Origin of the sequence: Burkholderia sp. 9777_1386 (assembly GCF_015712265.1) — a bacterium.
In the GTDB taxonomy this organism is placed as follows: domain Bacteria; phylum Pseudomonadota; class Gammaproteobacteria; order Burkholderiales; family Burkholderiaceae; genus Burkholderia; species Burkholderia cenocepacia.
The window spans coordinates 37,970-62,554 of record NZ_JACCQB010000009.1; the positions used below are offsets into that span (position 1 = coordinate 37,970).

23 protein-coding genes and 1 pseudogene are annotated in these 24,585 nt (G+C 68.6%); 15 read left to right on the plus strand and 9 right to left on the minus strand.

Going from position 1 to position 24,585, the window contains the following annotated elements; translation table 11 throughout:
• Positions 1-83: 83 nt before the first annotated feature.
• Positions 84-356: a UBP-type zinc finger domain-containing protein gene (locus H0X91_RS09755; protein ID WP_034204050.1), complete on the minus strand. Its 273-nt coding sequence runs from the start codon at positions 354-356 to the stop codon at positions 84-86.
• 219 nt (positions 357-575) lie between these two features.
• Here H0X91_RS09755 and H0X91_RS09760 point away from each other — a divergent pair, with 219 nt between their 5' ends.
• Complete coding sequence (locus H0X91_RS09760; RefSeq protein ID WP_034203698.1) at positions 576-1,847, plus strand: NAD(P)/FAD-dependent oxidoreductase; 1,272 nt, start codon at positions 576-578, stop codon at positions 1,845-1,847.
• Between the two features lie 25 nt (positions 1,848-1,872).
• Here the strand turns inward: H0X91_RS09760 and H0X91_RS09765 are convergent, their stop codons facing one another.
• A complete protein-coding gene (locus tag H0X91_RS09765; protein ID WP_196432990.1) occupies positions 1,873-3,309 on the minus strand; it encodes an efflux transporter outer membrane subunit in 1,437 nt (478 codons plus the stop codon).
• The gene (locus H0X91_RS09770) at positions 3,306-4,346 is read right to left on the minus strand and encodes an HlyD family secretion protein (protein WP_080323839.1); all 1,041 of its coding nucleotides are present in this window, start codon (positions 4,344-4,346) and stop codon (positions 3,306-3,308) included. The genes H0X91_RS09765 and H0X91_RS09770 overlap by 4 nt, the downstream gene beginning before the upstream one ends.
• An 83-nt stretch (positions 4,347-4,429) precedes the next feature.
• Between H0X91_RS09770 and H0X91_RS09775 the strand changes: the two genes are divergently transcribed.
• Positions 4,430-6,010: an MFS transporter gene (locus H0X91_RS09775; RefSeq protein WP_058903715.1), complete on the plus strand. Its 1,581-nt coding sequence runs from the start codon at positions 4,430-4,432 to the stop codon at positions 6,008-6,010.
• 91 nt (positions 6,011-6,101) lie between these two features.
• Here the strand turns inward: H0X91_RS09775 and H0X91_RS09780 are convergent, their stop codons facing one another.
• On the minus strand, positions 6,102-7,082 hold the full coding sequence (locus tag H0X91_RS09780) for an alpha/beta fold hydrolase (protein WP_077057074.1): 981 nt from the start codon (positions 7,080-7,082) through the stop codon (positions 6,102-6,104).
• Between the two features lie 366 nt (positions 7,083-7,448).
• On the opposite strand from H0X91_RS09780, the gene H0X91_RS09785 reads away from it, so the two are divergent.
• The 5 genes and pseudogenes from H0X91_RS09785 to H0X91_RS09805 all read left to right on the plus strand — a co-directional run bounded on the left by H0X91_RS09785 (position 7,449) and on the right by H0X91_RS09805 (position 12,701).
• Positions 7,449-7,880: a DUF3331 domain-containing protein gene (locus H0X91_RS09785; RefSeq protein WP_006498468.1), complete on the plus strand. Its 432-nt coding sequence runs from the start codon at positions 7,449-7,451 to the stop codon at positions 7,878-7,880.
• Positions 7,881-7,944: 64 nt separating this feature from the next.
• Positions 7,945-8,115 (plus strand): annotated as a pseudogene (locus H0X91_RS09790) (alpha/beta fold hydrolase); the annotation flags it as partial.
• 531 nt (positions 8,116-8,646) lie between these two features.
• Positions 8,647-10,452, plus strand: a complete 1,806-nt coding sequence (locus tag H0X91_RS09795; RefSeq protein ID WP_048986085.1) for a winged helix-turn-helix domain-containing protein — start codon at positions 8,647-8,649, stop codon at positions 10,450-10,452.
• 230 nt (positions 10,453-10,682) lie between these two features.
• Positions 10,683-11,108: a DoxX family protein gene (locus H0X91_RS09800; protein WP_006498462.1), complete on the plus strand. Its 426-nt coding sequence runs from the start codon at positions 10,683-10,685 to the stop codon at positions 11,106-11,108.
• A gap of 111 nt (positions 11,109-11,219) precedes the next feature.
• The gene (locus H0X91_RS09805; protein ID WP_062886079.1) at positions 11,220-12,701 is read left to right on the plus strand and encodes a mechanosensitive ion channel family protein; all 1,482 of its coding nucleotides are present in this window, start codon (positions 11,220-11,222) and stop codon (positions 12,699-12,701) included.
• A gap of 47 nt (positions 12,702-12,748) precedes the next feature.
• On the opposite strand, the gene H0X91_RS09810 is transcribed toward H0X91_RS09805, so the two are convergent.
• Positions 12,749-13,657, minus strand: a complete 909-nt coding sequence (locus H0X91_RS09810; protein ID WP_006498460.1) for a LysR family transcriptional regulator — start codon at positions 13,655-13,657, stop codon at positions 12,749-12,751.
• A gap of 121 nt (positions 13,658-13,778) precedes the next feature.
• On the opposite strand from H0X91_RS09810, the gene H0X91_RS09815 reads away from it, so the two are divergent.
• Together H0X91_RS09815 and H0X91_RS09820 are read left to right on the plus strand one after the other, a co-directional pair.
• The gene (locus H0X91_RS09815; protein ID WP_058903713.1) at positions 13,779-14,684 is read left to right on the plus strand and encodes a helix-turn-helix transcriptional regulator; all 906 of its coding nucleotides are present in this window, start codon (positions 13,779-13,781) and stop codon (positions 14,682-14,684) included.
• Between the two features lie 101 nt (positions 14,685-14,785).
• Positions 14,786-15,949, plus strand: coding sequence for an aldose epimerase family protein (locus H0X91_RS09820; protein WP_196432991.1), 1,164 nt, complete (start codon positions 14,786-14,788; stop codon positions 15,947-15,949).
• Positions 15,950-15,976: 27 nt separating this feature from the next.
• Here H0X91_RS09820 and H0X91_RS09825 read toward each other — a convergent pair whose 3' ends face one another.
• Together H0X91_RS09825 and H0X91_RS09830 are read right to left on the minus strand one after the other, a co-directional pair.
• Positions 15,977-16,837 (minus strand): PhzF family phenazine biosynthesis protein, encoded by an 861-nt coding sequence (locus H0X91_RS09825; protein ID WP_077057071.1) that lies wholly within the window; start codon positions 16,835-16,837, stop codon positions 15,977-15,979.
• Between the two features lie 16 nt (positions 16,838-16,853).
• A complete protein-coding gene (locus tag H0X91_RS09830; RefSeq protein ID WP_077057070.1) occupies positions 16,854-17,672 on the minus strand; it encodes a TrmB family transcriptional regulator in 819 nt (272 codons plus the stop codon).
• A gap of 134 nt (positions 17,673-17,806) precedes the next feature.
• On the opposite strand from H0X91_RS09830, the gene H0X91_RS09835 reads away from it, so the two are divergent.
• Both H0X91_RS09835 and H0X91_RS09840 read left to right on the plus strand, forming a co-directional pair.
• Positions 17,807-18,172, plus strand: coding sequence for a RidA family protein (locus H0X91_RS09835; RefSeq protein ID WP_006498454.1), 366 nt, complete (start codon positions 17,807-17,809; stop codon positions 18,170-18,172).
• Positions 18,169-19,374, plus strand: coding sequence for an MFS transporter (locus H0X91_RS09840; RefSeq protein WP_196432992.1), 1,206 nt, complete (start codon positions 18,169-18,171; stop codon positions 19,372-19,374). The genes H0X91_RS09835 and H0X91_RS09840 overlap by 4 nt, the downstream gene beginning before the upstream one ends.
• A 48-nt stretch (positions 19,375-19,422) precedes the next feature.
• On the opposite strand, the gene H0X91_RS09845 is transcribed toward H0X91_RS09840, so the two are convergent.
• Positions 19,423-20,394 (minus strand): AraC family transcriptional regulator, encoded by a 972-nt coding sequence (locus H0X91_RS09845; protein ID WP_062885701.1) that lies wholly within the window; start codon positions 20,392-20,394, stop codon positions 19,423-19,425.
• A 94-nt stretch (positions 20,395-20,488) separates the two neighbouring features.
• Here H0X91_RS09845 and H0X91_RS09850 point away from each other — a divergent pair, with 94 nt between their 5' ends.
• On the plus strand, positions 20,489-21,322 hold the full coding sequence (locus tag H0X91_RS09850; protein ID WP_006498450.1) for an oxidoreductase: 834 nt from the start codon (positions 20,489-20,491) through the stop codon (positions 21,320-21,322).
• Positions 21,323-21,466: 144 nt separating this feature from the next.
• Positions 21,467-22,303, plus strand: coding sequence for an alpha/beta fold hydrolase (locus H0X91_RS09855; RefSeq protein ID WP_196432993.1), 837 nt, complete (start codon positions 21,467-21,469; stop codon positions 22,301-22,303).
• A 96-nt stretch (positions 22,304-22,399) separates the two neighbouring features.
• Here H0X91_RS09855 and H0X91_RS09860 read toward each other — a convergent pair whose 3' ends face one another.
• Positions 22,400-23,320, minus strand: a complete 921-nt coding sequence (locus H0X91_RS09860) for a LysR substrate-binding domain-containing protein (protein WP_048986090.1) — start codon at positions 23,318-23,320, stop codon at positions 22,400-22,402.
• Between the two features lie 165 nt (positions 23,321-23,485).
• Between H0X91_RS09860 and H0X91_RS09865 the strand changes: the two genes are divergently transcribed.
• Positions 23,486-24,136 (plus strand): LysE family translocator, encoded by a 651-nt coding sequence (locus tag H0X91_RS09865; protein ID WP_006498447.1) that lies wholly within the window; start codon positions 23,486-23,488, stop codon positions 24,134-24,136.
• A gap of 57 nt (positions 24,137-24,193) precedes the next feature.
• Positions 24,194-24,568, plus strand: a complete 375-nt coding sequence (locus tag H0X91_RS09870; protein WP_059721775.1) for a gamma-glutamylcyclotransferase family protein — start codon at positions 24,194-24,196, stop codon at positions 24,566-24,568.
• The last annotated feature ends 17 nt before the right edge of the window (positions 24,569-24,585 follow it).

The following is a 24,585-nucleotide window of genomic DNA, read 5'->3' on the forward strand; positions in this document are numbered from 1 at the left end:
GGTGTCCGGCCCCGGATCGGCCGGGGTTCGGCGCCGGCGCCGGATGACGGGCAGGCCATGTCACGGTGGCCCCCCACGTCGCGTTACGACGGAACCTCGCCCGCGACGACTTCGTCCGCGTAGCACCAGATCCAGCGTTCGCCGGGCTCGATCGAGCGGACGAGCCGGTGGCCGGTGTCACGGAAATGCCGGCTCGCGTGGCGATTCGGCGACGAGTCGCAGCAGCCGACGTGCCCGCAGATCAGGCACATCCGCAAATGCACCCAGCGGCTGCCCGATCTGATGCATTCGTCGCAGTAGTCCTTGTTGGTGTCGAACACGCGTGCTTCGTCGAGATGCGTACAGGCGTTGGCCATCTTGCGCTCCGATGCCGGCGCGGGAGCGACGCTTGCGGCGGGCCGGCGCGAGGCCGCAAGCGGGACGGATACGCGACATTGTGCGGCGCCGCGGCGCACCCGGACCTTAATTGTCATGAAGCGGCCCGCGCGGTGCGTGCCGGCGGCGTACAGTCGCGAATGCGTCCGGCCGCGGCCCGGCCGGGCCGCATCCGACATCGACATCATCGGGAGGCGCTCATGGATCAACCGCAACACGTGCGGATCGTCGGCTTGCCGCGCAGCAGGGACGCGTATGCGATCCGCGATTTCCTGCAGCGGCGCATGATCGCGTACGACTGGTGCGAGCTGACATCCGACGCCGACTGCGCGCAAGTGCTCGGCATCGCGCCGCTGCGCGACATCCGGCTGCCGGTCGTGATCTTTCCGGACGGCTCGCGCCTGTACCAGCCGACCCTGGCCGAGATCGCCGCGCGGCTCGGCTGGGTCGCGCGCCCGCGTTTCGTCGAATACGACGTATCGATCTACGGCGCGGGGCCGGCCGGGCTGTCCGCGGCGGTCTACGCGGCGTCCGAGGGGCTGCGTGCGGTCGTGATCGAGCGCGGCGCGATCGGCGGGCAGGCCGGCACGAGTTCGCTGATCGAGAACTACATGGGCTTCCCCGACGGCATTCCCGGCGCGGAGCTCGCGGAGCGCGCCCGCGAGCAGGCGGTGAAGTTCGGCGTCGAGCTGCTGACGATGCGCGAGGGCGTGCATGCGACATTCGTCGACGGCAAGATTCGCGTCGAGCTCGCCGACGGGTCGATCCTGGTCGCACGCGCGAACATCTGCGCGACCGGCATCGAATATCGCAGCCTCGGGCTGCCGGAGGAACCGGCGTTTCTCAATGCGGGGCTGTTCTACGGCGCCGGGTCGAGCGAAGCGCCGATGTGCGCGGGCGAGCAGGTCTTCATCGTCGGCGGCGGCAATTCGGCCGGCCAGGCCGCGATGAATTTTTCGCGGCATGCGCGCCAGGTGACGATGCTCGTGCGCGGCGCGTCGCTCGCCGACACGCTGTCGCGCTACCTGATCGACCGGATCGAACGCACGCCGAACATCGAGGTCCGCTACCGGTCGAGCGTCGCCGCGCTGCACGGCGACGGCTGGCTCGACGCGATCGAGCTTCGCTCGGCGGACGGCACGCGCGAACGGTTGCCGGCCACGCGCCTGTTCGTGTGCATCGGCGGCGCACCGAATACCGACTGGGCGAAGGACACCGACATCATTCGCAATCCGGACGGCTATCTGGTGACCGGCGGCGATCTGTACGATTGTCCGGCGTTCGAGCGCGTGTGGCCGCTCGAGCGTCGGCCGTACCATCTGGAAACCAGCGTGCCGGGATCGTTCGCGGCAGGCGACGTGCGATCGGGATCGGTCAAGCGCGTCGCGTCGGCGGTCGGCGAAGGCGCGATGGCCGTGACCTTCGTGCACCGGTTTCTCGGCGAGGATGCGCATCGCCTCGCGCTTGCCTGACGCGCTCGCGGGCCGTTCGATGCCGTCATCGCGCGTCGGCTTGCGTCGCGTCATGCAGCCCGCCCCGGCCGGCGCGCGCCGACGGTGTCCACCCGCCGCCCAGCGCACGCACGAGGCTCACCGTCGCGACGGCCAGCGCCTGCCGGCTGTGAATCAGCTGGCGCCGCGCATTCAGTGCGTCGCGATCGGCGTCGATGACTTCCAGGTAGCTGACGTAACCGTGCGCGTAGCGGCTCAGCGATAGCCGCGCCGCCGCGTCCGTCGCGCGCGCCGCGCTGTCGTAGCGCACGATCCGCTCCTTTTGCGCGGCGATGTCGTTGAGCGCATCCTGCACGTCGCGCAACGCACCGATCGCGGTCGCGCGATAGTTGGCGTCGGCGACGTTCGTGCCGGCTCGCGCGGCGGCCACCGCGGCATCGCGCTTGCCGCCGTCGACCAGCGTCAGCGCGACGTTCGCGCCGAGACTCCACAGCGAGCTGTTGCGGTCGAGAAACGAGCGCAGGTCGCGGGTGGCGAAACCGCCGTCGGCGGTCAGCGTCAGCGTCGGCAGCCACGCGGTGCGCGCGATGCCCAGTTCGAGCGATGCCGCATCGGCGCGCCGCGCCGCCGCGAATACGTCCGGGCGGTGGGCGAGCAGCGCGGACGGCAGCCCGGCCGGCACCTCCGGCACCTGCACGGGCACGGCGCCCGCGTCGACGTCGAACGCGGTCGGCGACACGCCGGTCAGCACTGCAATGGCGTCGACGAGGTTCTCGCGCAGCCGGCGGCTTTCCGCGAGATCGGCATGCGCGGTATCGAGATCGGCCGCTGCGCGCAGCCCGTCGAGATCGCTCGCCGCGCCGGCCCGCACGCGGGCGGCGATCACGTCGAGCGCGGTGCGCCGCAGCCCGATCGCGCGCGTGAGCGTCACGAGATCGTCGTCGACGTAGCGCAGCGTCAGATAGTCGACGGCCACTTCGGTCGCCACCCGCAGACGCACCGCATCGCGGTCGGCCGCCGTCTGCAGCAGGTTCTGTTCGCTGACGTCGGCATCGCCCCGCAAGCGGCCCCATAGATCGACTTCATAACTCGCGGCGACGGGAACCGACCAGTTGTGCATCGTGCGCTTCGGCAGCGCGTTGTCGACCGTGCCGGACACTCGCGTGCGGCTGAACGACGGGTCGACGCGCACGGTCGGCGCCAGCGCGGCCTCGCGCACACCGAGCAGCGCCTGCGCCTGGTCGACGCGCGCGGCCGCCGCGCGGATGTCGAGGTTGTGCGCGAGCGCGGCGTCGACGAGGCGGCCGAGCTGCGGGTCGCCGAACCACACGGGCCACGCGGCGAGCGACGGCGCGCGCGCATCGGTCGCCGGATCGGCATGGCGGAACCCGTCGTGTCCGACCGGGACGGGCGCGAGCGGCTGCGGTGCGATCGAGCACGCGGCCAACAGGCTCGCGGCGAGCAGGGCGAAGACGCGCGTCATCGCGATTCGCTGCCGGGTTGCAGCGTGACGACGACCGACAGCCCGGGCCGGATGCGCGGCTCCGTCGCGGCCGGGCCGTCGAGCAGGATCTTCACGGGGACGCGCTGCGTGACCTTCGTGAAATTGCCGGTCGCGTTGTCGGGCGGCAGCAGCGCGAACTGCGCGCCGGTCGCGGGCGACAGGCTGTCGATGCGGCCGGTGAACGCGCGCTGCGGCAGCGCATCGAAGCGCAGTTGCACGGCGTCGCCGGCACGCACGTGCCGTAGCTGCGTCTCGCGGAAATTGGCGACGATCCACGGATGCGGCTCGACCAGCGTGAGCAGCGCCTGGCCGGGCGCGACATGCTCGCCGGTCTCGACGGTCTTCTTGCCGACGTAGCCGTCCGACGGCGCGACGACCGCCGTGTAGCCGAGTTGCAGCAGCGCGTCGCGCAACTCGGCGTCGTTCTGGCTCGACGCGGCAGCGGCGGCCTGAGCGGCGGCGAGCGCGCTGCGCCGTTGCGCATCGGCCGCCGCGACGCGCGCGCGGGCGGACTTGCGTGCGGCATCGGCCGCATCGAATTCCTGCTTCGACAAGCCGCGCGGTGTCTCGCGGGTCAGTTCGCGTGCACGGGCGTAATCGAGCTCGGCCTTTTCGGCATCGGCGTGCGCCGACACGAGCGCCGCGTCCGCCTGCTCGATCAGCGCGCGTGCGCGGCTCGCATCGGCATGTGCCTGGGCGACGCGGGCGCGCTGCGCCGCGACGCGCACGTCGAAGTCGCGCCGGTCGATCTGCACGAGCGCGTCGCCCGCATGCACGAACTGGTTGTCGTCGACGAGCACACGCTCGACCGTGCCGGTGACGCGCGGCGAGATCACGTGCAGATGGCCGGTCACGTACGCGTCGTCGGTGCCGCGATCGCGTGCGTCGAACTCGTACACGAGCAATGCGACGAGCAGCAGCGCGATCACGGCGATCGCGACGACGGCCAGTCGCCGGGAACGCGCGGGCGCAGCGGGCGACGGTGCGGGAGAGGGTGCGGGAGAGGGTGGGGTCATGATCGGCAAACTCCGTCGTACGGGCAGGATTCGACGCACCGCGTTATGCTTGCGCCAGCTTGACAGGCGGGAGCCGCTCGACGATGAACACGACGTTCGCCACCGGCAGTGCTGTGCCGGCGCCGGCCGCAGGCCCGGCCTCCGACATTCCGACGTTTCGGTCGATCGCCGCGATCGCGGCCGTGCTGCTCGGCGCGATCATCGCGACGCTGACGTCGCGCATCACGTCGCTCGGGCTGGCCGACGTGCGCGGCGCGCTGGGCATCGGCTTCGACGAAGGTGCGTGGATCAACACCGCGTTTACCGCGTCGCAGATGTTCGTCGGGCCGCTCGCGATCGCGGCGGCCTTCATGTTCGGCACGCGCCGCGTGCTGGTCGCGGGCGCCGTGGTGTTTCTCGGCGCGGAAAGCGTGCTGCCGCTGTGCACGCAATTCGGCGCGTTCATCGTGTGCCAGGCGATCGCGGGGCTCGCGTCCGGCGTGTTCGTGCCGCTGACGGTCGGCTTCGTCGTGCGCACGCTGCCGCCGCGGCTGATTCCGTTCGGCATCGCCGCGTATGCGATGAATCTCGAGATGTCGCTGAACCTGTCGGCCACGCTCGAAGGCTGGTACAGCGAACATCTGAGCTGGCGCTGGCTGTTCTGGCAGAACGCGGCGCTGACCGTGCCGTTCATCGCGTGCCTGATGCTGTCGCTCGCCGACGAGCCGATCAAGCGCTTCGCGTCCGGCATCGATGCGCGCGGGATGCTGCTCGGCGCGGGCGGCTTCGCGTGCCTGTGCATCGCGCTCGACCAGGGCGAGCGGCTGTTCTGGTTGCAGTCGCCGCTGATCGTCGCGCTGCTGGCCGCCGGCATCCTGATGATCGCCGCATTCCTGATCCACGAACTCGCGTCGCCGCGCGCGGGCATTGACCTCGGGTACCTCGCGCGGCCCAACATCGCGCTGCTGATCGTGCTCGTCGGGCTCGTGCGCTTCACCGTGCTCAACACGAGCTTCATCCCGTCGCTGTTCCTCGCCAGCACGTACGGCCTGCGGCCGTTGCAGATCGGCGACACGCTGCGCTGGATCGCGATCCCGCAACTGCTGTTCGCGCCGTGCGTCGCGCTGTTGCTGCAGCGGGTCGATCCGCGCCGGCTGATCGTCGCCGGCTTCGCGATGGTGGCGATCGCGTTCGCGCTCGGGTCGCGGCTCACGCCGGTGTGGGCCGAGCCCGACTTCATCCCGTCGCAGTTGCTGCAGGCACTCGGTCAGACGATGGCGCTCACGTCGGTCATCTTCTTCTTCGGCAAGCACGTGACGGCCGAGCATGCGTTGACGTTCGGCGCGGTCGTGCAGGCGACGCGCCTGCTCAGCGGGCAGCTCGGCACGACGTCGATCGCGGTGATTCAGCGGATCAGGGAGGCTACCCATTCGAATCTCGTCGGTCTGCATGTGTCGCTGTCGGATCCCGAAACGCTCGAACGGCTGCGAGCCGGCGCGGGGTCGCTGGTCGCGCATGGCGCCACGTTCGCGACCGGCAACCAGGCGGCCTATGCGCTCGTCGATCGCGCGGTGCGCGTGCAGGCCACGACGCTCGCGCTGGCCGACAACTTCCGGGTGGCGATGGCGTTCGCGCTCGCCGGCGCGCTGCTCGGCATCCTGTTGCGCCCGGTGCGGGCGCCGTAAGTGTGGCACCGGACGGTCTGACATTTCCTGAAAAGTCCTGAACGGCGCGTCCGTCGCGGCGGCATGCGCGCCGCCGCGACGGACCGCGCGCTTACGCCTGCAGGAACGCAAGCAACTCGGCGTTGATGCGATCGGCGTTCACGACGCACATGCCGTGCGAGCCGCCTTCGATCACCTTCAGCACCGCGTGCTTCACGAGCTTCGACGACAGCCGGGCCGAATCGTCGATCGGCACGATCTGGTCGTCGTCGCCGTGCAGCACGAGCGTCGGCACGTCGATCTTCTTGAGGTCGTCGGTGTAGTCGATTTCCGAGAACTCCTTCACGCACAGGTACTGGCCATGGATGCCGCCCATCATGCCCTGCGACCAGAATGCGTCGATCGTGCCCTGCGACACCTTCGCGTTCGGCCGGTTGAAGCCGAAGAACGGCACGGCCAGATCCTTGTAGAACTGCGAGCGGTTCTCCGCGACGTTCTTGCGGATGCCGTCGAACACTTCCATCGGCAAGCCGCCCGGATTGGTCGGCGACTTGACCATCTGCGGCGGCACCGCGCCGATCAGCACCGCCTTCGACACGCGTTTCGTGCCATGGCGGCCGATGTAGCGCGCGACTTCGCCGCCGCCGGTGGAGTGGCCGACGAGCGCGGCTTCGCGCACGTCGAGCGCGTCGAGCAGCGCGGCGAGATCGTCCGCGTACGTGTTCATGTCGTTGCCGCGCGACGGCTGGCTCGAACGGCCGTGGCCGCGGCGGTCGTGCGCGATCACGCGATAGCCGTGCTGCACGAGGAACAGCATCTGCGCGTCCCACGCGTCCGCGCACAGCGGCCAGCCGTGCGAGAACACGACCGGGCGGCCGCTGCCCCAATCCTTGAAGTAGATCTGCGTGCCGTCCTGAGTGGTGATCGTGTTCATCGTGTGCGCTCCTGAGTGGGCTGAAGAAGGGCTGCGCGAAGGCGCGCCGGCCGCGGCCGCCATCGCGGGCAGCGCGACTGCGGCAACGGCCGTGGCACCGGCAAGCAGCATGTCGCGGCGGCGGGCCGACGAAACGGCGTCGGTCTGTTCGGGATGCATGTGGACTCCTGAGGTATGCGGCGGCGAGGCCGCACGGGATGGTGGATCGGTGGCGGCTGGCCGTGGCCATCCCGCCCGGCAGCCGGCCGGCGTGCGCCGTCGCGCGTCGATGGTGGCGCGCGGACGAACGAATGCCGTCGGGAGCGTAATCCGGCGTGGTGCGCGCCGTACTGAAATCCGGCTGAATTCTCTTGAACGCCGCGGCGCCCCCAACGGATTTGCCGCACTGCAGAAAAATTAAGCCCGCGACCGGGACTCTTCAGCGCACGGCGGCTATCGTCAGCATCGGGTCGTCGGCACACGTCGCGCGCCACGCGAACGCGGCCGACGACCCGCGCCGCCCGTCACCTGCCTGAATAAGCCGCCATGGACGCCTTCAATCGCTGGGAGCACATGATTACGTCGCTCGGACCGCTACCTGCCACGGGGAGCCGGATGCCGCCGCTGCCGCGTACGCGAGAGACGGACGGCTCGCGTCGCCCGCATCGCAACGATGCGCCGGTGCCGTCGAGCGGCGACGTGCGCCGCCGCAGCGCGATCGTCGCCGTCGAGCGGCAGACCGATTCGTCGATGCTGGTGTCGTGGAGCGATCCGACGCGTTGCCGCTACGACGAACAACGCTGGATCAGCGCGAAGGCGCGCAGGCTGGCGCGCTGCGCGCTCACCGGGCAACCGATCCGGGTCGGCGACGCGATCTACAAACCCCAGTGGCGCGGCGAGAAACGCCCCGCGAACTGCCGCGAGATGGTGCTCGCGACGGCGCTCGAGCAGTTCGTTACCCGGCAGTCCCGGGCATGACGCGCCGCGCCGCACGCTTCGGCCGCGTCCATGGGCGCGGCTTCCCTACTCGAAAGGAACCTTCATGAGCACGTTCGCCACCCGCGACGGCGTGTCGATCCACTACAAGGACTGGGGCAGCGGCCGCCCGGTCGTGTTCATTCATGGCTGGCCGCTGAATGCCGACATGTGGGACGTGCAGATGCATCATCTGGCGTCGCACGGCCTGCGCGGCATCGCGTACGACCGACGCGGCGACCGCGAAACTCGTTCCGAATTCGACGCTGAGCGTCTATGAAGGCGGCCCGCATGCGCTGTGACGTACGCGACCAGGCTGAACGACGAATTGCTGGCGTTCGCGCAGGGCTGAGCTCCGCGACGCCGGTTCCGCGCGGCGAATCGCGCCGGAAGCGAGCCAGAAGCGCATGCCAATACGTCGACGGATATTCGGCCGGCGCAATAGAGCAACCCGAAAATAAACCGGCCGTTCGAATCGAAAAGAAAATGCGCCGCATATCTCCGTCCGGCAAACATTTCGTCTGATATATCGAAATCGCATTCATGGACGCATGCACCATTTGCACATGAAACGTGCGTGATCGCGCCGCATTTCAGTGCTGGAGTGCAAAACAGCACCGTGCGGCGGAATTTTTCGTCATTTCAAAAAATTCGAGCCGTTCATTCTGATAATTTGAATCATTCGACCATGCAAATACCGTAGCATTGATGCCGAACCGGCACCCGATTTCAGTGGGGCGCCGTTGAATGTCACCCTCAAGAAATTCTCATGATCCGGATTGGAACACTTCACGTTTTTCTCGACAGACGTGAAATTCGTTCGAACGGCAAGCTGCTGCGCATCGGCAGCCGCGCATTCGAAATTCTCGAGCTGTTGATTCGGGCGAATGGTGCGCTGGTATCGAAAGACGACATCATGCAGCGGGTATGGCCGCACACCGTGGTGGAGGAAAACAACCTGCAGGTGCACATCGCGTCGCTGCGCAAGGCGCTGGCCGACGACCGCAACCTGATCGTCACGGTGCCGGGCCGCGGCTATCGGTTGGTCGTCGGGCAGGACGACGGCGACGCGCCCGTGCGTCCCGCGATGTGGCGGCCGTCTGCGGCGCCGAGCACGCTGTTCGGCCGCGAACAGACGGTCGCCGACGTGCTGGCCGCCCTGCAGGGCGCGCGCGTCGTGACGCTGGTCGGCGCGGGCGGCATCGGCAAGACGCGCGTCGCGATCGAAGCGGCGGCGCGCGCCGACGCACGCTTTCCGGAAGGCACCGTATTCGTTTCGCTCGCGACCGTCGCGTGTCCGCGCTTCGTCCCGGACGCGCTGGCGGGCGCGTTCGGCATCACGCAGCCGACCGGGTCGCTGACCCTCGAAGCAGTGCTCGCCAGCGTCGCGCGTCGCCGGATGCTGCTCGTGCTCGACAATTGCGAGCACCTGCTCGACGCCGCCGCGCAGATCGCGAGCGCGCTCACCGATGCGGACGACGGGCTGTGCGTGCTCGCGACGAGCCGCGAATCGCTGCGCATCCACGGCGAGCGCGTGTGCCCGGTGCCGCCGCTCGACGTCCCCGACGAAGGGGGCGGCGACGGCGAGGCGATGAACGCCAGCGCGGTGCAGTTGTTCGCGGCGCGGGCACGTGCGGCCGATCCGCGTTTTCCGCTCGACGCGCGCAGCCTGGCGTTGATGGCCTCGGTCTGCCGTCGCCTCGACGGCCTGCCGCTCGCGATCGAACTGGCGGCGGCGCGCGCCGCCGTGCTGGGCATCGACGTGCTGGCCGCCCATCTCGACGATCACTTTCGGCTGCTGACCGGCGGTTTTCGCACCGCGTTGCCCCGTCACCAGACGCTGCAGGCGATGTACGACTGGAGCTACCGGTTGCTCGGGGACGCCGAGCGCCTGCTGCTGCGATGGCTCGGCGTGTTTCGCGACGGCTTCTCGATCGAGGCCGTGCGCGAGGTCGTCGGTGCCAACGGGCCGGCCGGCGCCGAGCTGCTCGAGACGATCGCCGGCCTCGTGTCGAAATCGCTGGTGATCCTCGAGACCGCGCACGGCGTGCCGCGCTACCGGCTGTTGACGACCACGCGGGCCTACGCGCAACAGCAACTCGACAGTCACGGCGAGGGCGCGGCTGCGGCGCGCGCGCACGCGACCTACTTCCTCGCGTTGTTCCGGCGCGCGGCCCACGGTGGCGACGCGCCGGGCAGCGGGCCGGAGGGCGCGACCCGGCTCGATGCGGTCCGCCGCGAGCTCGGCAATCTGCGTGTCGCGCTCGACTGGGCATTTTCGGCGCAGGGCGACGCGGCGCTCGGCATCGCGCTCACGGCCGTCGCGGTGCCGTGCCTGTTCGATCTGTCGCTCGTCGACGAATGTCGCGAGCGCGCGCGCGTCGCGCTCGATGCGATGCGTGACGCGGATGCAACCGGGGTGTCCGACGATGCGCGCGTGCGGGTGCTGGCCGCGTATGCGGCGGCGCTCGCGCATACCGCAGGGTCGACGCAGGTCGTGCACGATGCGTGGTCGGAGGTGCACGCACTCGGATTCGATGCGGCCGAGGCCGAACTGCCGTCGCGCGAGTCGTGACGCCGGGTTCGTGCGCGTCCCCGATGTTTCAGAACGATTCAGCCCGGATACAGGACGGCGGCAGGCGGCGCGCGTAGATTGCCTGAACGGCGCGTGCCGACACCCCGTCGGCACGCGTGCGCATCGACCGCCTGCGCTCGCCGACATCGCGCGATCCCACTGAAGGTCGGCGCGGCGAAACACCCGGCGCACGCGTCGCCGCGCATCCCGTTCAACCGACGAACCGCCGCATGAAACCTGATCAACCCGACCTTTCCCGTCACGCGACCGATCTCGGCCTGCTGTTCCTGCGCGTCGCCGCCAGCGTGCTGTTGCTCGTCGTGCACGGCTTGCCGAAGATCGTGCATTACACGGCCGAAGCCGCGGCGATCGAAGATCCGTTCCATCTCGGCCGCACGCTGTCGATCCTGTTCGCGATCTTCGCGGAGGTCGTGTGCCCGGTCTTCGTGATCGTCGGTCTGTATCCGAGGCTGGCGGCGCTGCCGGTGATGATCGTCACGCTCGTCGCGCTGGTGTTCGTCCACCCGGACTGGCCGCTGCGCGATGCGCAGTTCGCGTGGATGCTGCTGATCCTGTTCGGCACGATCGCGATCGCGGGTGCCGGCCGCTACGTGTTGCCACTGCCGTTGCCGGGCGTCATGCGCCGGCGCGCCTAGCGGCGGCCAGTGCGTCGGCGGCCCGCACGCCATGTGCCCGACGATTCCGTCCGCGCGGCGACGTACGTGCTGCCGCGCCCATCCTTTCGCGCGCCGCGCGTGCGTTCCGACATGTTGAATTTCTCCGATACGGCGATCTACGGCGCGCCGATCGTGCTGGCCGATCTCGCCGCGTGGCGGCTGTTCGGGCGCGGTCGCTCCGCGGCGCGCGCCATCCGGCGCTGTGCGGCGTTCGCCGCGTTGACCGCGGTGCTGTTCGCGACCGGCGTGAGCCCGCTCGCCGTGCCCGCGTCGCTCGCCTGGCTCGACCGGATCGCGGTCCAGGCCATCTGCATCGCCTGGTGGCTCCAGTGCGCGATCGTGTTCAGTCTGCTGCTCAATCATCTGCTGCTGCCGCGTGCGTGGCGCAACCAGCGGCTGTTTCACGACCTCGCCGAAGCCATCGTGTTCGGCGCGGCCGCGGTGGCCGCGCTCGGCTACGTGCTCGGCCTGCCGTTGAGCGGCCTGGTCGCGACCTCCGGGGCCGTGGCGGTGATACTCGGCCTCGCGCTCCAGAACACGCTGAACGACGTGTTCTCCGGGCTCGTGCTGAATACCACGCAACCGTTCCGGCTCGACGATACGGTGTCGATCGGCGAGCTCGAAGGGCGCATCGTCGAGAGCAACTGGCGTGCGACGAAGCTGATCGACAGCCTCGGCAACCTGGTCGTCGTGCCGAACAGCACCGCGGCGCGCGCGACGATCGTGAATCTCAGCGAACCCGCGGGCCTGCACGGCGTGACGCTCGCGCTCGACCTCGATCCCGCGGTGCGGCCGGCGGTGGCCGTCGGCGCGCTGGAGCGGGCCGCGGCGAGTTCGCTCGACGTGCTCGCGCGCCCCGCGCCGATCGCCGTCGTGAAGGCGTTCCGCGCGAACGCGATCCAGTACGAACTCGTCTGCTACGTCGACGCACTGCAGAAGAAAATTATCGTGCGCAACGCGCTCTACGATCTCGCGCATCGGCATCTGGCCGCGGCGGGCGTCGCATGGCGGCCGCTAGCAGGCTCTGCGCCGGCGTCCGTATCGACATCGCAAGGGCAGCCGGTATCGCGCCGGCTGCTGCTGTTGCGCGCGGTCGAATTGTTCGCGCGCGTGGACGACGACGATCTGGCCGTGCTGGCCGATGCGCTGGTTGCGCGTTCGTTCGGCAAGGGCGACGTGATCTATGCGTCGAATGCGGAGTCGCGCGTGCTGACGATCGTCGAATCGGGCGTCGCGGCGGTGTTCGTGCCGGGCGCTTCCGGCGATGTCGAAGTCCGGCGCATGGCGCCGGGCGATGCGATCGGGCAGTCGGTCGTGCTCGCCGGCACGCGGCTGCATGCGACCGTGCACGCGGTCACCGCGATGACCGTGCATCAGCTTCGCAGCGAGGATCTGTCGGCACTGATCGCGAGGAAGCCGGCGCTCGGCAGGCTGATGTGCGAGTCGCTCACCGACCATATCGCGACCGAGGAACGGGTGATGATTCCGCCGGTCGAGAAAGCGCACGCGGGGTTCAGCCTGATCGGGTGGCTCGAGAAGGAAATGAAGCGGCTGCACGATTCGCTCGGCTGACGCCGGGCCGGATCGCGAGGGGCGCTGGCGGCCCGCGAACGGGCGTGTCAGTCCGGCGTCGTGAAACGATCGACGAGATCCGGCTGGTCGAGTTGCTCGACCCACCAGTGCAGCGCGCGGCCCGCCTCGTCGCCGCGCCACGCGAGATAGCAGTGCGTGGTATCGCGCATGCCGGTCACCTGGCGTGCGACGAGCTTGCCGTCGGCGATCGCGCGCGCCGCGATGCATTCCGGCAGCGTGCCGACCGCGAGCCCTTCGCATTGCGCTTCCAGCTTCGCGGCCAGCGTCGGTACCGCGAGATACGGCTGGCCCGCATCGATCGCTACCGACTGCGGCTGCAGTTCGCGCGACGTATCGCTGATCACCGCGCCGCGATACTGGACGACCGACGCCATCGCCAGCGGTTCGGGCAGCGACGCGAGCGGATGGGACGGCGCGACCGCGAACACGTGTTTCAGCGAGCCGATCGGCCGTGCGACGATGCCCGGCAATTCCGGCGGTTCGCCCGCCGCGCCGACGACGAGATCCGCCCGCCGCGAAATCAGCGCATCCCACGCGCCGCCGAGCACTTCGGTCGACAGCCGCAACCGCGTGTCCATCCCGAGCGCGTAGAACCGGTGGACGTACGGCCACAGCGCGTCGAACGGCAAGATTTCGTCGATACAGACGCGGACCTCCGTTTCCCAGCCCTGTTGCGCGCGCAGCGCCTTCATTTCGAGCTGCTCGGCCGCCCGCAGCAGGCGCCGGCCTTCCTCGACGACGATGCGGCCCGCATGCGTGAGCTTCGCGCGCCGTCCGCTGCGGTCGAACAGCGCCACGCCGAGATCGCTTTCGAGTTTCTGCACCAGGTAGGTGAGCGCGGACGGGACACGATGCAGCAGTTCCGCTGCTTCGGCAAAGGTGCCGGTGCGGTCGATCGCGTCCAGGGCTTCGAGCGCTTCGAATGACAGCTTCATCGCGAATTCCGGTAGGGGGTGGCTGGCGCATCATACCAGTGCGGGGTGCGGCGCGAGCAGCGTGCGTCGCCGCGATTTGCTAGAGTGACAAGCCTCGTCATTCACCTTGCCGCATCGCCCCATGAGCGCCCCTCAGCCGGATACCGCATCGTCCGATTTCATCCCGGCCGACGTCAGGCAGACCGTCGTCACGCAAGCGTTGCCGAACGGGCAAATCGGTATCGTCCGGCTGAAGACCTTGCGCAGGAACATGGGGTTGACCGCGCCCTACGAACTCGAGAATACGGATCTGATCGTGCTGCAGTTGCAACCGTTCGGCGAGCAGGATCTGTGGCTCGACGGCCGCCCCGCACCGTTCGTTCCGTATGACGCGGGAACCGTGTCGATCTACGATCTCGACCGTCGCTGGGTGGCCGATCTCCAAGGTGCGTTCGATTGCCTGCATTTCCATCTGCCGCGCCACACGCTCGAGGAAACCGTCGACGAGCTCGGCGGCCGGCAGCGGCCGCAGCTTTACCTGCCGCCGCATCTGAGCACCCACGATTCGGTCATCCATGCGCTCGGACACGCGCTGCTGCCTGCGCTGGCCCGGCCGGGCGAAGCGTCGCAGATCTTCATCGATCACGTGGGGCTGGCGTTTCAGGCGCACGTCGCGCATCGTTACGGCGGCGTCGGCGAACGGCGGGAAAGGTCGGACGGCAAGCTCACGCCGTCGCAGGCGCGCCGCGCGAAGGAGTTGCTGCTCGCGCACCTCGACGGCAACATCGGCCTGGCCGACGTGGCGAGCGCGTGCGGGCTGTCTCGCGGTCATTTCGTCAAGGCGTTTCATCGAACGACCGGGCTGCCGCCGCATCGCTGGCTCATCGTGCAGCGCGTCGAACGGGCGAAGGAATGGATGCGTGACCCGAACATGCCGTTGAGCATGATCGCCGTTGCATGCGGCTTCGCCGATCAGAGCCATTTTTCGCGCACCTTCACGCGCTTGACCGGTGTCACGCCTCGCCGGTGGCGCGCGGACCATACGTGATCGTCGCGACGCGGATGCGGGGCGCGGCATGGCAAGCGCGGCGACGTGCAGGCATGCAACTTGCGCGGCCGCACGGGCCGCACTACTTTGGAGAGATTTCCATGAAACGACGCTGGCCGCGACAACCGATGCTCGCGATGGGTGTGTTCGCAACATTCGTGCTGCACGCAGCCGTTGCATCGGCGGCGCCCGACGTCTCGATCAGCCGCGCGGATTACGGCACGACCGCGACCGGGCAGGCGGTGAGCCAGTACACGCTCGCGAACCGGCACGGCGTGACGCTGAAAGTCATCACGTACGGCGGCATCGTGACCGCCCTCGACGTGCCCGACCGAACCGGCCACGCGGCCGACATCGTGCTCGGCTTCGATTCGCTGCGCGACTACGAGGCACACAACGGCAACATCCATTTCGGCGCGCTGATCGGCCGGTATGCGAACCGCATCGCGGGCGGGCGTTTCACGCTCGGCGGCAAGACGTGGAAGCTGCCGGTCAACGACGGGCCGAACACGCTGCACGGCGGCCCCGACAGTTTCGATGCGAAGGTCTGGACGGTTACCGGCACGCACAGCGACGCGACCGGTTCGAGCGTCACGCTGCGCTACGTGAGCCCCGACGGCGAGAACGGCTTCCCCGGCACGTTGACGACCGACGTGACCTACACGCTGACCCGCGACAACCAGATCCGCATCGACTACCGCGCCACGACGGACAAGGACACGGTCGTCAACCTGACCAACCACAGCTACTTCAATCTGGCCGGGCAGGCGGGCGGCAGCGTCGAGCGGCAACTGATCGAGATCGCCGCATCGCGTTTCACGCCGACCGACGATACGTCGATTCCGACCGGGCAACTGGCGAGCGTCGCGGGCACGCCGATGGACTTGCGCCAGTTGACGCCGATCGGCGCGCATGTGCGCGATGCACATCCGCAGCTCGCGATCGCGCATGGCTACGACCAGAACTGGGTGCTCGACCAGGGCGGCCAGTCGGCCCCCGCGTTTGCCGCGCGCGCCTACGACCCGGCGTCGGGGCGTTTCCTCGAGCTGTACACGACGCAGCCGGGGCTGCAGTTCTATACGGCCAACGGGTTGAACGGCAGCGTCGCGGGCAAGGGCGGGACGATCTACCGGCAAACCGATGCGTTCGCGCTGGAAGCCGAGCATTTTCCCGATTCGCCGAATCGTCCGGCCTTCCCGTCGACGGCGCTCAAGCCGGGCGAGACGCTGCACGAAGTGACGGTGTGGCGGGTGGGCGCGCGATGAGCGGCGGCGTCGGCGGGCGCGCGTCAATCACACGTTGATCACGCCACGCCCGAGTTCGATCACGCGCCCGCCGACGCCGATTTTGCCCGCTGCATCGACCGACAAGTGCAGCAGGCAGGGCCGGCCGACGGCTTCGCCCTGTTCGACCCGCAACGCGGCCGGCAGATCGTGACTGGCCGCAAGCAGCCAGCCGCCCAGGTTCGCACAGGCCGAACCGGTGCCCGGATCTTCCGCCACGCCGCCGCCTTGCTTCACGAAGAAGTAGCGGGACACGACCGTTCCCGGGCGCGCGTCGTCGAACGCGAATACGTACGCGGTCCTGCGGCCGAGGCTGCTTGGCGGCCAGATGTCGACGCGCGCGCCGTCGGGCCGCGCGCGCCGCACGGCGGCCGGGTCCTTGAGCGCGACCAGCAACTGGTCGGCACCGGTGTCGACCCACAGCGGCGGCGCGAGCAGATCGTCCTCGGCGAGCCCGAGCAGCGCCGCGACCTGCGCATCGGGCAACGCGCACGGCGCGGTGTTCGGCATGCCGGCGTGCGGCGCGATGAAGGTCCACACGTCGTCGCGCGCGGTGACGTCGACGACGCCGGCCTTGAATTCGAGCGACAGCGCATCGCCTGCCTTGAGCAGATCGCGCACGACGTGCGCGGTGCCGAGCGTCGGATGGCCCGCGAAAGCCATCTCGTAGCCGGGCGTGAAGATCCGCACGCGCGCATGCGCGCGATCGGACGGCAGCACGAAGGTCGTTTCCGACAGATTGAATTGCACGGCCAGCGCCTGCATGGTCGCGTCGTCCATGCCGCGCGCATCGTCGAACACGCACAGCGGATTGCCGCCGAACGTCGATTCGGCGAAGACGTTCAGCAGGCGAAAGGTGTATTGGGTCATCGATATCTCGTCGAGGTCAGCCCTGCTTGTCGCGCGGTGCGAGCATCGCCTGCATGTCGGGATGCTTCAGCACTTTCCGGTATTCCGCCGGACCCATTGCGTCGATCAGTACGCGGCCGCTCACGTCGGCCTTGATGTACTCGACCGCGAGCAGTGCGATGACCGGATTGGTCGTCAGCGTCGCCTGGTCGGGCGACTGATCGCCGAATTCCGCGACCACTGCCTCGGTGTCGTCCGCGACCGCGACGGCCAGCCGTCGTCCGGACAGCCGAAGTCTCGCGCTGGCGCCGCATTTGGCCATGTCGTAGTGACGCGGCCCGTCGAGCGTGCGCGTGCCGTAGATCGCCACGTGCGTATCGACGCCGCGCGCCGCGGCCGCTTCGAGCAGCGGCCCGAGATCGTCGATCTCTTCGTCCCAGACGCCCGCGAAGATTTCCGTTTTCGCGTGGTCGATCACGCGCGCGAAGGCGCTGACGATCGCCTCCCGCCCGCTCAACGACCAGACCAGCCCCGGCTCTTGCTGCACCGGCAGCCGGTCGAGCGCGCCCGCCGCCAGCTCGAGATCCGCGTTGAAGCGCGTGCGCAATTCTTCCAGCAGCGAGCGGTGCGGCACGGCGGCATAGCGGACCGGTTCGGAGCGGTTGACGAGCACCGCGCCGCGCGCCTCCAGGCGGCCGAGCGTCTCGTAGACCTTCGATGGCGGCATGCCGGCGCGCCGGCCGACTTCCGCCCCCGTCAGCGCGGCTTGGCCGACGAGCGCCGCGTACGCCTGCGCCTCGTATTGCGTAAAGCCAAGCCGGATCAACGACGTGATCAGTTCCGCGTTTTCGTTCATGTGGATGGACTCGGATGGCCGTGATCAGCATCACGGCGGTGCTTGATTAACTACCGGAGTAGTATAGAATCGATCTCACTTACTACCGAAGTAGTAAGTGAGATTTCCAAACCTTGCCAAGGAGGATCATCAAGATGCGTCAACGGATCAGTACCGGCTCCCCGTGGGAGCCCAAGGTGGGCTATTCGCGGGCCGTGGTCGTCGACAATACGATCTACGTGTCGGGGACGGCCGGCAAAGGCGACGACGTGTATGCGCAGACGCGCGATGCGTTGGCGACGCTCGGCAAGGTCCTCGCGGACAGCGGATTCGCACTGTCGGATGTCGTCCAGAGCCGGCTGGTGGTCGCGGATTTCGACCATTGGGAAGACGCCGCACGTGCGCACGGCGAGATATACGGCGAGATCCGGCCGGCATTCTCGCTGGTCCATGCGTTGCCGTTCGTCGATCCTGAGATTCGCGTCGAGGTCGAGGCGATCGCGGTGCGGACCGCCGCATGACGCTCGTCGGCCCGCCCGCCTACCTGTCCCGCACCGCGATCGCGATGCTGGCGCTCGCGGCGGGCGTCGCGATCGCCAACGGCTATGCGCTGCAGCCGTCGCTGTCGGCCATTGCCGGCGATTTCGGCGTGTCGGCTGCGCGGATGGCGACCCTCGCGTCCGTGACGATGCTCGGCTATCTGGCCGGCCTGGCGCTGCTGGTGCCGCTGGTCGACCGGTTCGGTCCGCGCACGCTCATTCCGGCGCAAATGGGGGGGCTCGCGGTGTTGCTCGCGTGCGCGTCGCTGTCGTCGACGCCGCTCGCGCTCGACACCTGCTTCGTGCTGGTGGGGGCCGCCACCACGGTCGCGGCGCAATGCAGCGCGGTGGTCGGCAAGCATGCGGAGCCGCGTCGGCGGGGCGCGGCGATGGGCGTGGTTTCCGCGGGCATTTCCGCCGGCATCCTGCTGAGCCGTTTCGTCGGCGGCGCGTTGTCGCAGTGGTGCGGATGGCGGGGCGCGCTGCTCGCGCTGGCCGGCTGCGTGGCGCTGGCGGCCGTCGGCAGTGGCGTGCTGTTGCCCGGCGGTCGGCCCGAACGGCGTTCCGGCCACGCAGCCACGATCGGCGCGATTCCGCGGCTGTTGCGCGACAGCGCCGCATTGAGGCGCCGCACCGGCGCCGGCATGCTGTGGTTCTTCGCGTTCAATCTGGTCTGGGTCGGATTGGCGATCCGTCTGGCCGCGCCGCCGTACAGCATGGGGGCGGCCGCGATCGGCGCATACAGTCTCGCCGGCGTGCTCGGCCTCGGCGTGACGCGCGTGGCCGGCAAGCTCACCGATCGCTTCGGCGATCGGGCGGTGATCGGCTGGGGGCTCGCGGTGGCCGCGCTTTCCACGTTGCTGCTTGGCGTCGCCCTCGGACATCCAGGCTGGCTGGGCGTCGGGCTGGCCGTGTTCGATGCCGGTTGTTTCGCTGCCCAGGTCGCGAACCAGGCGCGGGTCGTGGCGATTCAGCCCGCGCGGGCCGGTGCATTGAGCGCCGCGTACCTGACGCTGTACTACGCGGCCGGCGCGGGCGGCGCCGTGGCGGCAGGCATGCTCGTCGAACGGATCGGGTGGGGTGCGATGATGTTCGTCGCGGCCATTGCCCTGGCGGCAGCCGGGTGGGTCGGGGCCGCACGCGTGAGCGTCGATGCCTCGGGCGAACCGACGTCCGCCGGTTGAGTGCGTGCGGGACCGGCGACGGTCATCGGCCGGATGTTCGCGCCCACCTCAATGCGACGACACGAACACCGCATCGTCGAACGCTTGCGGAATCGCGAAGCTCGCGCGCATGCGCTGTGTTTCCTTCGCCGGCGTCAACCCGAACAGGCGCTTGAATTCCCGGCTGAACTGCGACGGGCTCGTATAGCCGACCGCGTAGCCGGCCGCCTCCGCCGTCAGATCCTGGCGCACCATCAACAACCGCGCCTGATGCAGGCGCGTCGATTTCAGGTACTGCATCGGCGACACCTGCGTGACCGCCTTGAAGTGACTGTGAAAGCTCGGCACGCTCATGCCGGCTTCGTTGGCCAGTTGCGACACGTCGAGCGGCCGCGCGTAATCGGCGTGGATCATGCGTAACGATCGTCCGATCCGGCCGAATTGCCCGCGCATCGCCAGTGCGCTGCGCATCGCGTCACCTTGCGCGCCGGTCAGCACGCGGAAATACAACTCGCGAAGCAGCGCCGGGCCGAGCACCGCGGCGTCGAGCGGCCGCTGCAGCGCCTCGACGAACCGCAGCACCGACGCGTGCATCGCTTGATCCATCGGCGTCGACATCATGCTCTTCGGCGCCTGCACGGTTTCCGCGCGGCCAGCGCGGTCGATCTGCGCGGCGAGTTCGGCGGCCAGCGTGAAATCGAGGTGCAGGTAAAGCGCGAGCAGCGGGCGCTCGGGCGTGGCGTCGGTTTCCATGCTGAACGGGACGGGCACGGAGACGGCCAGGTAATGATGTTCGTCGTACAGATAGCGCTCGCCGCCGAAGTAGCCGCGCTTCGATCCCTGGCACACGATCACGATGCCCGGGTCGTACAGCACCGGCGTGCGCGACAGCGCGCGGTTCGCGCGCAGGATGCGCACGCTCGGCAGCGCGGTCAGGTTGTAGCCTTCGTCGGGCGCCAGCGCGCGCAGCAGCGTCACCAGGCGCTTCCGGTCGCGCGGCGGCAGCGCTGAAGAGCGAACGGAGGTGGGCGAGATGCTCATAGTTTTGTGCAAGAAAATCAGCGGAATCGGGCTTATTCGGCGTGGTTCGTCAGACTAGTATGCACGCTTCAATCGACATTCGGGAGAAGCTCAGATGGCATCCGGCAACATCATGCTCATCACCGGCGTCAGCAGCGGTTTCGGCCGTGCGCTGGCCCAGGAAGCACTGGCCGCCGGTCACACGGTGGTCGGCACGGTGCGCAGCGCGCAGGCGGCGCGCGACTTCGAAGCGCTGTCCGCGCAGGCGGCCGTCGCGCGCGTGCTCGACGTGACCGACTTCGCGCGCATCGACGGCGTCGTCGCGGACATCGAGGCGAACGTCGGGCCCGTCGACGTGCTCGTGAACAATGCGGGTTACGGACACGAAGGGATCCTGGAGGAAGCGCCGCTCGACGAGCTGCGCCGGCAGTTCGACGTGAACGTGTTCGGCGCGGTCGCGATGATGAAGGCCGTCGTGCCGTTCATGCGCGAACGCCGGCGCGGCCGCATCCTGAACATCACGTCGATGGGCGGCCACATCACGATGCCGGGCATCGCGTACTACTGCGGCAGCAAGTTCGCGCTGGAGGGCATTTCCGAGACGCTCGGCAAGGAGCTGGCGCCGTTCGGCATCGCGGTGACGGCCGTCGCGCCGGGTTCGTTCCGCACCGACTGGGCCGGCCGTTCGATGGCGCGCACGCCGCGCTCGATTGCCGATTACGACGCGCTGTTCGATCCGATCCGCCGCGCGCGCGAGGAAAAAAGCGGCAAACAACCGGGCGATCCGGCGAAGGCCGCGCGGGCGATGCTCGCCGTGATCGCGGCGGACCATCCGCCCGCGCATCTGCTGCTCGGCAGCGATGCGCTGCGGCTCGTGCGCAACAAGCTGGCGGCGCTGGACGACGAGATCCGCGCGTGGGAAGCCGTGACGGTGTCGACGGACGGCTGACGGCTGACGCGCGCCGTGTCGTTCGTTTCCTGCCGGTGGATGATCGGCCGTTGCATTGCACGATGGCATCGTGGTTTCACAATAATGGCCGATAATGGCAACCGGCCCGTTCGCCACGTTCATCCACCTCACAGGAGCATCGCGATGCCATACGTCACCACGAAGGACAACGTCGAGATTTTCTACAAGGATTGGGGTCCGAAAGACGCGCAGCCCGTCATGTTCCACCACGGCTGGCCGCTGTCCAGCGACGACTGGGATGCGCAGCTGCTGTTCTTCGTCCAGCACGGCTATCGCGTGGTCGCGCACGATCGCCGCGGCCATGGCCGCTCGGCGCAAGTCTGGGACGGCCACGACATGGATCATTACGCCGCCGACGCGTTCGCGGTCGTCGAAGCGCTCGATCTGCGCAATGCGGTGCATATCGGTCACTCGACGGGCGGCGGCGAGGTGGCGCGCTACGTCGCGAAGCACGGCGAGCCGGCTGGCCGCGTCGCGAAGGCGGTGCTGGTCAGCGCGGTGCCGCCGCTGATGCTGAAAACCGATTCGAACCCCGAAGGCCTGCCGCTCGACGTGTTCGACGGTTTTCGCAAAGCGCTCGCCGACAACCGCGCGCAGTTCTTCCTCGACGTGCCGAGCGGCCCGTTCTACGGGTTCAACCGCGAAGGCGCGACCGTGCACCAGGGCGTGATCCGCAACTGGTGGCGGCAGGGGATGGAAGGCAGCGCGAAGGCGCATTACGACGGCATCAAGGCGTTTTCGGAAACGGACCAGACCGAAGACCTGAAGTCGATCTCCGTCCCGACGCTCGTGCTGCACGGCGAGGACGACCAGATCGTGCCGATCGCGGATTCCGCGCTGAAGTCGGTCAAGCTGCTGAAGAACGGCACGCTGAAGACCTACCCGGGTTATTCGCACGGGATGCTGACGGTCAACGCCGACGTGCTCAACGCCGACCTGCTCGCGTTCGTACGGGCGTAATGACGGCGGCGCCGGCCCGCCGCGGCGGGCGGCGCCGCGATCGAAGGCGGGCGATCCGGACGCGCGTGGAAAAGGACGGATCGCCCGCCATCTGCTTCACCCCGGACCGACGAAACGAACGCCCGGATGCGCGAGACGCGGCATCCGGCCGGCCAGGAACGCGTGCAGTTCGCGTACCTGCGCGACCTTGGCGGAATCTTCCGGCCACACGAGGTAATACGCATCGCCGGTGCTGACGGCCGTCTTGAACGGCAGCACGAGCTGCTTCTCGTCGATGGCCGTCGCACACAGCGCGAGATCGCCGATCGACAGGCCGTGGCCGGCGATGGCCGCCGCGATGCCCTGTTCGAGCATGTCGAACACCTGCCCGCGCGTGATGTCCAGGTCCAGATCGTGACCGCTGCCGTTGAGCCAGCGGCGCCAGTCGCGCCGGTCGGGCGACGGGTGGATCAGCTCGCACGCGGCGGGATTCGCGCGCGCGACCGTGGCGGTGGCCCGCGAGCACACCGGAATCAGCCATTCGTCGAACAGCTTCACGCAATGCGTGCTCTCGCCGAACCTGCCCGCGCCGAGCAGGATCGCGCAATCGTAGGATTCGCTGAAGAAATCGACGGTATCGACGTCCATCCACACGCTCGCGATCTGCACCTCGAACGCCGGCCGCGTGCCGCGAAACGCGGCCAGCGCGTCGAGCAGCCAGCGCATCGTCAGCGTGGACGGCGCCTTGAGCCGCAGCACGTCGCGTTGCGTGCGGAACAGCATGCACGCTTCCTCGACCTGCCGGAAGCCGCGCCTGAGGCCGGCCGCGAAGATGTGGGCTTCCGCCGTCACGGTCATTTTCGGCCCGCGCCGGACGAACAGCTTCCGGCCGAAGTAGGCCTCCAGCGTCTTCACGTGCTTGCTGACCGCGCTTTGCGTCAGGCTCAGTTCCTCGGCGGCCAGCGTGAACGAGCCGGTGCGCGCGGCGCTCTCGAACGCGCGCAACGCATAGACGGGGGGAAGCGGTTTGGCCTTCATGGGTTTCGAGTATGAATAAAACTCATGTCATCGGACAGGATTTTCCGTTTTCGGTCGGCGGCCCGGGCGCGTGATACTGCCAGAAACCGCGCTTTTCGATCCATCGGGTCTCCATGATGCCATCGTGACGGGCGTGCTTCTCGACTCATCGAACAACTTTTTGTCATGACACTCCATTACCCGCTGCTGTTCGCCTATCTGGCCGCGATCGTGCTGCTCGTCGCGACGCCCGGCCCGGTCGTCATGCTCGTGACGGGCACCGTCGCGCGGCGCGGATTCCGCCAGGGCGTGCTGACCGCGGTGGGCGCGAATGCCGCGAGCCTCGTGATGATCGCGGGCGCGATGCTGATGGTGTTCGGCGTCGTGATGGTCAGCGCTCGCCTGCTTGCCGGCCTGCATGTCGCGGGGTGCCTGTTCATCGCGGTGCTCGCGATCCGGACGCTGCTCGGCGAATGGCGCGCCAACCGCGCACGGCATGGCGATGGCGCGGCGGCAGGCGAACCGATACCGCAGCCGCGCGGTTTGCCCGGCGTCGTGCGCGGCTTCCTCGTCGGCATCGCGAATCCGAAGGACCTGCTGTTCTTCGTCGCGTTCTTTCCGCAGTTCGTCGGCATCACGCCCGATTCGCGCGTGAGCCTCGCGATCCTCGCCGCGTTGTGGATCGCGGTCGATTTCACGATCCTCGCCGGCTACATGGCCGCGATCAACCATCCGGCGATTCATCGGAAGCAGCGCTGGATCTCGGCCTCGTCGGCGCTTGCGCTGCTCGCGATTGCGCTCGCCGGGCTCGGCAGCACGATCGCGGGCGCCGCGTAGCGCATCGGCGATCTGCGTTACGCTTCGTCGGCACCGATTCTTTCATCGAGTTCGATCATGTCCCGTTCCGCCCCGGCTTTCTCCGAGCACCTTTTCTCATATGGCACGCTGCAGCTCGATCAGGTGCAGCTCGCCACGTTCGGCCGCAAGCTCGACGGTCACGCGGACGCGATGCCCGGCTATGCGATGACGATGCTGCGGATCGACGATCCGGACGTGGTCGCGACGAGCGGGAAGACCCATCATCCGGTGGTGACCTATACGGGGCAGACGGGCGACCGCGTCACGGGCACCGTGTTCGCGATCACCCGCGACGAACTGCAGCACGCGGACGATTACGAAGTCGATGCGTATCGGCGCGAGCGCGTCGTGCTCGAATCGGGTGTCGCCGCATGGGTGTACGTGGACGCGCGTTCGCCGCGCGCCGACTGAATCCGCTACGCGGGCGG

What these genes read in the sequence shown, in the direction of transcription:
- H0X91_RS09755 (WP_034204050.1), bottom strand. Translation starts at nt 356, where the DNA reads ATGGCCAACGCCTGTACGCATCTCGACGAAGCACGCGTGTTCGACACC.
- H0X91_RS09760 (WP_034203698.1), top strand. Translation starts at nt 576, where the DNA reads ATGGATCAACCGCAACACGTGCGGATCGTCGGCTTGCCGCGCAGCAGG.
- H0X91_RS09765 (WP_196432990.1), bottom strand. Translation starts at nt 3,309, where the DNA reads ATGACGCGCGTCTTCGCCCTGCTCGCCGCGAGCCTGTTGGCCGCGTGC.
- H0X91_RS09770 (WP_080323839.1), bottom strand. Translation starts at nt 4,346, where the DNA reads ATGACCCCACCCTCTCCCGCACCCTCTCCCGCACCGTCGCCCGCTGCG.
- H0X91_RS09775 (WP_058903715.1), top strand. Translation starts at nt 4,430, where the DNA reads ATGAACACGACGTTCGCCACCGGCAGTGCTGTGCCGGCGCCGGCCGCA.
- H0X91_RS09780 (WP_077057074.1), bottom strand. Translation starts at nt 7,082, where the DNA reads ATGCATCCCGAACAGACCGACGCCGTTTCGTCGGCCCGCCGCCGCGAC.
- H0X91_RS09785 (WP_006498468.1), top strand. Translation starts at nt 7,449, where the DNA reads ATGGACGCCTTCAATCGCTGGGAGCACATGATTACGTCGCTCGGACCG.
- H0X91_RS09795 (WP_048986085.1), top strand. Translation starts at nt 8,647, where the DNA reads ATGATCCGGATTGGAACACTTCACGTTTTTCTCGACAGACGTGAAATT.
- H0X91_RS09800 (WP_006498462.1), top strand. Translation starts at nt 10,683, where the DNA reads ATGAAACCTGATCAACCCGACCTTTCCCGTCACGCGACCGATCTCGGC.
- H0X91_RS09805 (WP_062886079.1), top strand. Translation starts at nt 11,220, where the DNA reads ATGTTGAATTTCTCCGATACGGCGATCTACGGCGCGCCGATCGTGCTG.
- H0X91_RS09810 (WP_006498460.1), bottom strand. Translation starts at nt 13,657, where the DNA reads ATGAAGCTGTCATTCGAAGCGCTCGAAGCCCTGGACGCGATCGACCGC.
- H0X91_RS09815 (WP_058903713.1), top strand. Translation starts at nt 13,779, where the DNA reads ATGAGCGCCCCTCAGCCGGATACCGCATCGTCCGATTTCATCCCGGCC.
- H0X91_RS09820 (WP_196432991.1), top strand. Translation starts at nt 14,786, where the DNA reads ATGAAACGACGCTGGCCGCGACAACCGATGCTCGCGATGGGTGTGTTC.
- H0X91_RS09825 (WP_077057071.1), bottom strand. Translation starts at nt 16,837, where the DNA reads ATGACCCAATACACCTTTCGCCTGCTGAACGTCTTCGCCGAATCGACG.
- H0X91_RS09830 (WP_077057070.1), bottom strand. Translation starts at nt 17,672, where the DNA reads ATGAACGAAAACGCGGAACTGATCACGTCGTTGATCCGGCTTGGCTTT.
- H0X91_RS09835 (WP_006498454.1), top strand. Translation starts at nt 17,807, where the DNA reads ATGCGTCAACGGATCAGTACCGGCTCCCCGTGGGAGCCCAAGGTGGGC.
- H0X91_RS09840 (WP_196432992.1), top strand. Translation starts at nt 18,169, where the DNA reads ATGACGCTCGTCGGCCCGCCCGCCTACCTGTCCCGCACCGCGATCGCG.
- H0X91_RS09845 (WP_062885701.1), bottom strand. Translation starts at nt 20,394, where the DNA reads ATGAGCATCTCGCCCACCTCCGTTCGCTCTTCAGCGCTGCCGCCGCGC.
- H0X91_RS09850 (WP_006498450.1), top strand. Translation starts at nt 20,489, where the DNA reads ATGGCATCCGGCAACATCATGCTCATCACCGGCGTCAGCAGCGGTTTC.
- H0X91_RS09855 (WP_196432993.1), top strand. Translation starts at nt 21,467, where the DNA reads ATGCCATACGTCACCACGAAGGACAACGTCGAGATTTTCTACAAGGAT.
- H0X91_RS09860 (WP_048986090.1), bottom strand. Translation starts at nt 23,320, where the DNA reads ATGAAGGCCAAACCGCTTCCCCCCGTCTATGCGTTGCGCGCGTTCGAG.
- H0X91_RS09865 (WP_006498447.1), top strand. Translation starts at nt 23,486, where the DNA reads ATGACACTCCATTACCCGCTGCTGTTCGCCTATCTGGCCGCGATCGTG.
- H0X91_RS09870 (WP_059721775.1), top strand. Translation starts at nt 24,194, where the DNA reads ATGTCCCGTTCCGCCCCGGCTTTCTCCGAGCACCTTTTCTCATATGGC.